Consider the following 9,522-nt stretch of genomic DNA (forward strand, 5'->3'; position numbering starts at 1 on the left):
TTGACACCGCAGTTAATTTCGGTATTAACAATTCTATTACATTTTTGCAGCAAGCTTTAGGATTGCCACAAACTGGTGTTTTTGATTCGCGCACCAGGCAAGCGTTGAAAGTTGCTAACAACAAGAATACAGCGCTGCAAATGATTAACGAGCGGATTATTTACCGCTACAAACGGGTGCAAGAAGATCCGAGTCAAATGGCTTTTTTTCGGGGTTGGCTGAGTCGCGATTATAGTTTGTGGGGCTATGTGAACAAGATTAAGTAGTTGACAGTTGACAGTTGACAGTTGACAGTTGACTGTTGATTGTTATTTCTTATTCTATATTTGTGGAACAGGCATCTTGCCTGTTTTCTATAAATGGCGTTGCTGATTTACGGTATGAATAAACTTTTCTCCAACGTTACAAAACTCACCATACTTGGCCCATAGCAATTGGGAAATTTTTAATTCATACCTGTATTCAGCAAAACCAGCTTTTTAAAAGAACCAGAAGTATGAAAGCAAAAGAACGTAAAACGACCTCGCGCTTTAGATACCCGACTTCTTTAAGAAGTCGGGTATCTGAGTATTCTGTTTTTTTAGGTTGGTCTACTTACTTGCCGCAATTAGCAAAAGTAGAGAACAAGTTATAACCTTGAACTTTCCACGCTTGCCATGTATTCCGGGTACCAAAAAGAATCTGCATAGTTGCATCTCCATCAACGTAGCCTTGCCAACCTAATGCAGCAACAGTTGGGTACTGAGCTGGAAAATCCCCTAGCATAGGAGTTGCTTGCGAGCCGAGTTTCCATCCTACCTTTTTGCTAAATTCTTTAATTTCTTCTTCGCAAGTTTGACAATTTAAACCCTTCCCCGTCTGTTGCCAAATCTCTAACTGCGGGGTCAAACCGTATTTGTTACTGCTGTGTTGCATCCACAATTGGTCGATCGCGCGGAGGTTCGGACAAGACGTGGGGTTGTTGCGGAGTAAAGAGACGGTTTCGCGATCGGCATCGTCCCATTTCTTCGCTTCTAATAAAGTTTGTAGTTGACTGAATTCGCTGCTGGTTTCTTGTGCGGTAGTCCGAACAACTGGCAGCAAAATAGCAACAGATGCGGTAATGAATACTAGGGTCATTTTTCCAAATTCAAACATGATGCTCCTCCCGGTAAAAGTGATTTAACAAATGATTCGTTTTTAGTGCCGACCTCATTTAGAAGGGCAACCACAGGATCGCCCCTACGCTGGAGTTAAATCTAAAGCAACACAAAATCCGATGCAGTAATCGAACTATTCAACCCATTCACAGTTGCCAAAACTTGACCAGTAGATGTAACTTTCAGCAACGTTACTCCCGCAGTTTGACTAATTTCTAACTGCTGGAAAGTCAAGCCGTTATCGAGCGCAAATTTATCGATACCCACCTCAAAATCAAGGATTGTATCTGAACCGCTACCTGAATTTAACAAAAAGCGATCGCTCCCAGCACCTCCTGTCAGAAAATCATTGCCATTTTCGCCACTCAGGAAATCATCACCCAAACCGCCAAGCAAAGTATCATCTCCCTTACCGCCGTACAAACTGTCATTGCCTTCACCGCCTTCCAAACTGTCAGCACCGCGGCCTCCAAATAGGATGTCAGATCCACTGCCACCTGTCAGCGTATCGAGTCCCTTGCCACCGTAAATCGTGTCATTTCCGCTGCCACCATCGAGGGAATCGCTAGCTTTTCTGGCGCTGATAAAATCGTTACCGCTGCCGCCGATTAAAGTATCGCTATCATCAGTACCGACAAGATTTTTGCCATCATCACCGAGAATTTCAGGAGAAGTATTGACAACTTCAATATCACCTTGCACAACCGGAACAGCGGGTTGAGCCGGTGCTGGATTTCCTTGAATTTTGGCGTTTAAAAATTCGCCAGTATTTTCGGAAACTACCTGTGCGATTGGTTTTGTGCCAGCGGCCGCTTCTTCGAGGGCGATCGAACTTTCACCTAATGTCACCTTTTGGACTTTGGCAATTTCCGAGGGAATAAACTCAGGCAAAAATTTAGATTTAACTTGATCCGTGCTTTGATTTGCCTCAGCCATTACCTTCGCCGCTTCCGGGGCAATTTGGGAAAGTTTTTCTGTGTTGAGATTGCTATCAACTTGTTTGACGTTGGCAACAGATTGCTGGATGATGCTTTCTACCTGTGCCGCATCGCTCAAATCCAGGGAACCGCCGGATTTGATTTTACTGTTAATTGCCCCGACAACAGCTTTGACGATCGCAGTATTGTCCGCCGTAGATGCACCGTCAATCAGGCTGCTGGTTTGGGTAATTACGTTTTGGACTTTTGTCATGGCGACTAGAGTTTCGACACCACCAGGTTCATTTTTGGCTGTAGAGGCGATCGGATCTAAGTCGAGTAAGTCAACTCCCGCAGGAATAGACAGAGTAGATTTAACTTTTGACTCGGCTTCACTCTGCGTCATTCCCCCATCCATCAAATCAGTTACCAAACTGGTTAACAGAGTAACAACCGTGGCATCCGGAGGTGCTGAAACAGGCGTTTCCAGCGGCAAACCCGTAGCAGTATCCGTCCCTCCAAAAGCTACTAAATTCCCTTCTTCTGCGTCAAAAATTCCATTTTTATTCGTATCGAAACTGTCCGGGATATCGAGTTCGTATTCGCCATTAGCATCAGTCGTTGCCGAAGGTTCGCTAGCATCCTTTACCCCGTTTTTGTTGGCATCAAAAAAGATAGTCGCACCCTGAATATAACCGTCAATGACCACACCAGCTTGACGAGTTCTTAACAGAATAACATCGCTAGCAGTTGCACCAGCTTTGTCAGTGACAGTTAACTTAATGTTCAGAGACTTCGCTTGAGTATTGTCGCCGCTGAAAGTACGGGTAGTGGGATTGAAAGTCAGCCAATTCGGTAAAGGTTGACCGTTTTCTAAAGTTGCTGAATAAGTCAGTTTGTCGCCAGAATCTGGGTCGGTAAATGCCTTTTCTGGAACCGTATACTCAATTTTCGACGACGATTTGCTGACTCTCAGATTGCTGAAGCGCCAGGGAGTTGTTTCTGGGCCTTCGTTTAGCTGCGGCGGGCGGTTAATTGGAGTTGGTATTGGTATTGGCTTACTTGGAGGTGGTATTGGAGTTGGAGTAGTTAACGTAGTTTCTGTTGGTGTTGGAGTTGGTGTTGGAGTTGGTGTTGGAGTAGCGGATGTAGTTGGAGTTGGAGTTGGTATTGGTATTGGCGTAGTGGACGTGTTGCCAGGAGTGTCATCGTCTATAATCGTACCCTTAGCGGTAGCAGTAGTAATGGTAGGTTTGGGGCCTGGTGCGATCGGATTTGACAAAGTAACGATAATGTCTTCATTGCTTTCTGGTAATGTATCGCCCAAGACATCCATAATCAGGGTTTTGGATGTTTCACCCGGAGCAAAATTGATCGTGCCTTTGATACCAGTTGCCCCAGAAGTCCCGCCAATATTGTTGTAATCGCTGCCGTTAGTAGCATTGCCAGTAATGTCATAACTAACACTGCTGCTAAATGTAGTATTGCCGCTGCGAGTCACCGTGAAAATGGGATTTTTTACACCGGTGTTGCCTTCTGTATCGCTAGGAGCATTGATAGTAATAGCGTAAGAAACGGCCTGATTAGCGTCTAAATCGTTGAGCAAAACCCTGATATCTCCAAGGGTATTGCCAACTATATCAGCCTGTTTATCTGCGTTAAGGTCTACTATGACAGGGTTGAGACCAGTGTAGGGAACCTCGTCGTAAGTGTTGAAGCCACCCGTACCGTCTCCCCACAAAATGAAGGTGGAAATGACATCAGAAACTGCTAAATCAAGTTTGCTATCAGCATTAAAGTCTGCCAGGGTAAGTGAAGAGGGGTTCACTCCTCCATAAGCACTGGTAGTAGAACCAAAGCTGCCCTTGCCATCTCCGAATAAAATAGAAACGCTGTTAGAGCCGCTATTTGCAGTTACTAAGTCAAGGTTGCCGTCGTTGTTCACGTCTCCCACATCTATAGAAGTGGGGGATTTTCCTACATCAAAGTTCGTGGCTTTGTCGAAACTACCTTTGCCATCTCCCAACAGTACGGCAATATTATTAGAGTTCTGGTTTACAGTTGCTAAATCGAGCTTTTTATCCCCGTTAAAGTCTGCCACAACGATGCTGCTGGGAAATGTTCCCACACTAAAGTTAGTGGGTTTGCCATAGCCGCCCTTGCCATCTGCCAACAGTACGGATATGTTGTTAGAGTCGAAGCTAAGAGTAACTAGGTCAAGCTTGCCATCGCCGTTAAAGTCTCCCCCAGAGAAGAGGTTGAAGGGCAAACCCAAATCAAAGTTGGTGGCCGGACTAAAGCTGCCTTTGCCGTCTCCTAATAAGACAGAAAAGCTTTTAGAACTCAAGTTAGTAATGCCTAAATCAAGCTTGCCGTCACCATTAAAGTCTCCTGCTGCAAAGTCGTAAGGAGCTACTCCTAAATTAATTTTGGGGCCAAAGTTAAATGTGCCATTGCCATTTCCAAAGAGAATGCCAATGTTGTTTGACAAAAGATCCATAGTGGCTACGTCAGGCTTACCGTCACCGTTAAAGTCTCCGGCGGTGATATTGGTGACGTAGATTTCTGGATCGTAGTCATTAATTTTAAAGAGTGAGAGAACGTGGCTGTAAGCAGCCAATACCTCTGGTTTCAAGGCTAAATGTGTTTTGATTTTGCCTGTTTTGATTTCGAGTTCCCAATCGCCGCCCTGGGCGGCACTTCCTGTCAGATTCTGGGAGGCAGCAACGCTGGCTCCGGTTAGTTCGCTCAGCCTTTTGATAAAGGCAATACCTGTGTCGCCTGCTGCTACTTGGCAGCCATAAAGCAGAATTTCTGGTTGAATTCTTTCTTCCCCAAGGCTTGAAGGCTGCGAATTTTCGATCGCGCCCATTTGTGTCGCAAACCACTGCTGTAAAGAAGTGCGATCGCCCTCAATGCTATCTGCATTCACTTTGCTGCTACCCAATTGCAAGCAGCCCGACGATCCGTGGGAAATTATGTGAATTGCCCAGACACTGCGATTTTGCAAGGCTTCGGCAATTTGTGCGATGCCGCTGCGACTGGCATCTAGTGGAATGACTTCGGTTTCTGGGTTAATGCCGTTGGCTAAGACTTGGGCTTCTGGTACGGCGCTGTCGATAAATGCGATCGACCTTTTAATTGTTTGAGTCATTGAGTTTGGCATGATACACCTCTAAAGATTTTGGTTGAATTGGGTACAGTCAAATTTGCGAATCGCTAATTTGGCAATGTACTCTCTAGTTAAAAGTTGTATTTGATATAGTTGCAGCAACTACTTAAAACGTCAATTCATAAAAGTCATAACTTAAACTCATAAAAGTCATATTTGTAAAAATATATTTCAATAAGTAGACAACCTAGCAAATTTTATAACAATCATGTATAACAGGAATATAGGGATAGAAAAATGCGTAGCTCCTGTACAAATCATTTAAAATATGAAGCTATGACGGTAGAAGAAGCAATAATTTTTTTGGACAATCTGGTATACGAACAAACTGAAAAACACCTGAGTCGGTTGCAGCAGTCGATAATTAAAGGCGTTGTAGGGGGTTTGACGTACCAAGAAATTCAGCAAAACGATCCGATCGCCCGCGGCTACACAGTGGGCTACCTGGGGCGGTATGTCGGCTACAACTTGTGGAAAGACCTCACCAAGGTACTGAAGCAAGCAGGAATTATTGAAGCAGAAGAAAGAGTAGTCGGAGCAAACCTTTGGGACTGCATCATCAGAGGCGTACAAAAAGGCACGCAACCAGCTCAATCTCTCGATCCGATATTGGGACAACTGCTGCGGATGCGTTACCGAATCCGAGAACATTTGGCGAGCACCGAGTACAGCGATACCTATCTCGCTGAAGATGAAAATTTGCCCGATCGACCTTTGTGTCTCGTCAAGCGCCTGAAAAGCCAGTCAGACAGAACCAGCCAGCTATTCGATCGAGAAACGCGCGTATTGTATCGCTTGGGCCAACACGATCGGATACCGGAACTGTTAGCTCGATTTGAAGAAGATGGATATTTTTATTTAGTCTATCAATTCATCGAAGGGCAACCCATCTATCAAGAATTAATCGAAGGTCAACCCTGGGAAGAACAGCGGGTTATTGCTTTGTTAAAAGATATCTTAGAAGTCCTGGCCTTCGTTCACAAACAAAATGTAATTCACCGAGACATTCACCCTCAAAACTTAATCAGGCGCGCCTCAGACAGCAAAATTGTATTAATTGACTTTGGAGCAGTTAAAGAAATCAACATTTCACAAAATAGCACAGGTCAAACGCGATCGCGCGGCGGCACCCAGCAAGACTACATTCCCCCCGAACAAGCCATCGGTTCGCCGAAATTTTGCAGCGACATCTATGCTGTCGGGATCATCGGGATTCAAGCCTTGACAGGGATGCGGCCGAAACAGCTCAAAGTCGATAATTTAGGCAATCTCATCTGGCAGAAAAATGCAACTGTCACCCCCGAGTTTGCTAGCATTTTAGACCAGATGGTGCTGTACGCTTTCCCCCAGCGTTACCCCTCAGCAACCGAAGCAATGCTCGCACTTCAAAACTTAGTTATTAGTTATTAGTTATTGGTTATTGGTTATTGGTTATTAGTTATTGGTTATTGGTTATTTGTTATTGGTTATTGGTTATTAGTTATTTGTTGGTTATTGGTTATTGGTTATTGGTTGTTAGTTGTTGGTTATTATAGCAATCCTAAATCATTTTTGAATTTCTTACTCCCTCCCCTTAACAAGGGGAGGGTTGGGGTGGGGTAAAAAGTTTACGACTCCTGCAAGGATTGCTATAGTTGTCCGTTGTTAGTTATTGGTTATTGGTTATTAGTTGTTAGTTATTGGTTGTTGGTTGTTAATTTCTCAAAGTCGCGCATCGGGCGAGAAACCCGGTTTCTACGAGTTTTACGCACAAAAACCAGAAATATCGCCAGAAACCGGGTTTCTCAAGCTCACGCATCGGGCAAGTCGCCCAAAATCGCAATAATTCTTTACAATACAAGAGTAAATATGATTATTCACTTAAAAAAATCCCTTGAAAATGCCCGTAAACCAACTTTCTCCAACCGCAGCCTCCACCCAAACACCGGAATTAGACTTTGACATCGCGATCGTCGGAGGCGGCATAGTCGGGGCCACCTTAGCGTGCGCCCTCAAAGATTCCGGCTTAAAAATCGCCATAATTGAAACCCAACTCCCCGCAGCCGCAGCAGCCAAAAAACAAGCTTATGCAATCACCCTGCTGTCGGGAATGATCCTAGAAAACATCGGCGTGTGGCAGCAAATCTTGCCCCAAATCACCACCTTCGAGCAAATTAGCCTTTGCGACGGCGACTATCCCGGTGTCGTCGAATTCCACCGCCCGGATTTGGGAAATACTGGCAAATTGCCGGTACCAAAAACAGCTTTAGGTTACGTTGGCGAGCACCGAGTCATGCTGTCAGCTTTGCAGGAATCTTTGGCAAAAAATCCAAATTTTAGTTGGGTTTGTCCGGCGGAAGTAATAGATGTAAAATATTTAAATAATAGCGCTGAAATTCAAATCAAACAAAACGGCGAAACTCGCACAATTCGTACTAAATTGTTAGTTGCCGCCGACGGTTCTAAATCTCGAATCCGCACAGCAGCAAATATCGGCACTCGCGGCTGGAAATACTGGCAATCCTGCGTTGCGATTACTATTAAAGCCGAAAAGCCGCACAACGATATCGCTTTTGAGCGCTTTTGGCCGAGCGGCCCGATGGGAGTATTACCATTACCGGGGAACCGCTGTCAAATAGTTTGGACTGCACCCCACGCGGAGGCAAAAAGTTTGCAAGAAATGGACGAAACAGAGTTTTTGGCTTTGTTGAAACAGCGCACGGGCGGAGTTTTGGGAAACTTGGAATTGGAGAGCGATCGCTTTTTGTTCCCGGTGCAGTTAATGCAGAGCGATCGCTACGTTTTGCCCAGATTAGCGCTAATTGGCGATGCGGCACACTGCTGCCATCCCGTGGGCGGCCAGGGATTGAATATGGGCATTCGGGATGCTGGGGCGATCGGCCAAATCTTGCAGCAAGCCCACCAAAAAGGCGAAGATATCGGCGATTTGCGAGTATTAAAAAGGTATCACAACTGGCGCAAAAAAGAAAACTTAATCGTGTTAGGATTTACCGATTTCCTAGACAGATTATTTTCTAATACTTGGCTGCCAATAGTCGCATTTCGCCGCTTCGGATTGTGGTGTTTGCGAACAATTCCCCCAGTGAGATTTTTAGCCTTGCGCTTGATGACTGGTTTAATGGGGCGGCCGCCAGAATTTGGCGCTTAGTCAAAATCTAAGAAACCGGGTTTTTTTCCATTTCTTCGGCTGTCACCAAATATTCTCGCAAAAACCCGGTTTCTGGCTACTCACCCATCAAACTAAATTCATCAATGACTGGTATATAATTCAATACGGTTCAGTTAAAAATATTTATTCCTCGGAGATCCCCCTAAATCCCCCTTAAGAAGGGGGACTTTGAGTAAGTTCTTGTCCCCCCCTTTTTAAGGGGGAGTAGGGGGCAAGCTAAGGGGGGATCGAGCTTAACCCAAGCGTATTGGTATATAATTAAGATAGAACAGAGCAGAGTCAAAGCTATGTCAATTAAAGCAAAAACGGAGGAAAAGAAACAATGAATTTAGAGCAAGCAGTTTTAGATAAATTGCGGGAATTGCCCCCGAATCAGCAGCAAGAAGTTTTAGATTTTGCTGAATTTCTTCAGCAAAAAAACATTCTCAAACGACCTCTAAAAAGCGTCAAAGGGTTGTGTGCTGACTTAAAAGTAGATATTACAGAAGAAGACATCGCCCAAGCCAGACAAGAAATGTGGGGAAATTTTCCGAGAGACGATATTTAATGACAGCCGTTGTCCCAAATACTTTGAAGGTTATACGCAATGGAAATAGCCATGAACAAGGATGCAGCAAATAAAACTTCACAAACCTATTTAGATTTTTGGTTGGAAATCTTACAAGCAATTTTAGAAGGCAATGATACTCCCCAAGGATTTTACCCAATATTAGCAGCAAATCAAGACAAACTCAATGAGGAGTTTAGGATCTTATGGCGAGACTGGACAACAGCAATTATAGACACAGAAGATTATCCAGAACCTTTAATAATTACTGATATTATTAGCAATTTTAGTAGCTTAATCAAAGAGTTCCCTTTAGGCAACCGAGCCCAGAACATAGAAATTTCTATTACAGGTCTTGAGATGACGCGAAAAATTTATAGCCGTGAGGTATTTCCTTTAAACTGGGCAAGCACTCAGAATAATTTGGGCAATGCTTATAGGGATAGAATTTTGGGCGATGAAACAGAAAATATCAAACAAGCATTAGCATTTTATCAAAATGCCTTAGAAGTTTTCACCCGTGAAGAGTTTCCTGAAGATTGGGCAAGAACTAAAAATAATCTGGCAATGGCTTACGC

At 44.3% G+C, this 9,522-nt stretch carries 6 protein-coding genes and 1 pseudogene; 5 read left to right on the forward strand and 2 right to left on the reverse strand.

Annotation, left to right across the window (positions count from 1 at the left end; genetic code table 11):
- Window positions 1-266 (forward strand): annotated as a pseudogene (locus WBA89_RS23535) (hypothetical protein); the annotation flags it as partial.
- Window positions 267-594: 328 nt separating this feature from the next.
- Here the strand turns inward: WBA89_RS23535 and WBA89_RS23540 are convergent.
- A complete protein-coding gene (locus WBA89_RS23540) occupies window positions 595-1,119 on the reverse strand; it encodes a GUN4 domain-containing protein (RefSeq protein ID WP_424409839.1) in 525 nt (174 codons plus the stop codon).
- Window positions 1,120-1,238: 119 nt separating this feature from the next.
- Entirely contained in the window at window positions 1,239-5,210 is a 3,972-nt protein-coding gene (locus WBA89_RS23545; RefSeq protein ID WP_424409841.1) for a DUF4347 domain-containing protein, read from the reverse strand.
- A 255-nt stretch (window positions 5,211-5,465) separates the two neighbouring features.
- Between WBA89_RS23545 and WBA89_RS23550 the strand changes: the two genes are divergently transcribed.
- From WBA89_RS23550 to WBA89_RS23565, 4 genes are all read left to right on the forward strand, one after another.
- The gene (locus tag WBA89_RS23550) at window positions 5,466-6,638 is read left to right on the forward strand and encodes a protein kinase domain-containing protein (RefSeq protein WP_424409843.1); all 1,173 of its coding nucleotides are present in this window, start codon (window positions 5,466-5,468) and stop codon (window positions 6,636-6,638) included.
- Window positions 6,639-7,107: 469 nt separating this feature from the next.
- The gene (locus WBA89_RS23555; RefSeq protein WP_424409845.1) at window positions 7,108-8,376 is read left to right on the forward strand and encodes an FAD-dependent hydroxylase; all 1,269 of its coding nucleotides are present in this window, start codon (window positions 7,108-7,110) and stop codon (window positions 8,374-8,376) included.
- A 343-nt stretch (window positions 8,377-8,719) separates the two neighbouring features.
- Window positions 8,720-8,944, forward strand: coding sequence for a DUF2281 domain-containing protein (locus WBA89_RS23560; protein ID WP_424409846.1), 225 nt, complete (start codon window positions 8,720-8,722; stop codon window positions 8,942-8,944).
- Between the two features lie 39 nt (window positions 8,945-8,983).
- A partial coding sequence (locus WBA89_RS23565) for a tetratricopeptide repeat protein (protein ID WP_424409847.1) occupies window positions 8,984-9,522 on the forward strand: 539 nt, incomplete at its 3' end.

The organism is Microcoleus sp. (assembly GCF_049646505.1).
Lineage (GTDB): Bacteria > Cyanobacteriota > Cyanobacteriia > Cyanobacteriales > Microcoleaceae > Microcoleus.

Coding starts and splice junctions, on each gene's coding strand:
- WBA89_RS23540 (WP_424409839.1), bottom strand. CDS start 1,119: ATGACCCTAGTATTCATTACCGCATCTGTTGCTATTTTGCTGCCAGTT.
- WBA89_RS23545 (WP_424409841.1), bottom strand. CDS start 5,210: ATGACTCAAACAATTAAAAGGTCGATCGCATTTATCGACAGCGCCGTA.
- WBA89_RS23550 (WP_424409843.1), top strand. CDS start 5,466: ATGCGTAGCTCCTGTACAAATCATTTAAAATATGAAGCTATGACGGTA.
- WBA89_RS23555 (WP_424409845.1), top strand. CDS start 7,108: ATGCCCGTAAACCAACTTTCTCCAACCGCAGCCTCCACCCAAACACCG.
- WBA89_RS23560 (WP_424409846.1), top strand. CDS start 8,720: ATGAATTTAGAGCAAGCAGTTTTAGATAAATTGCGGGAATTGCCCCCG.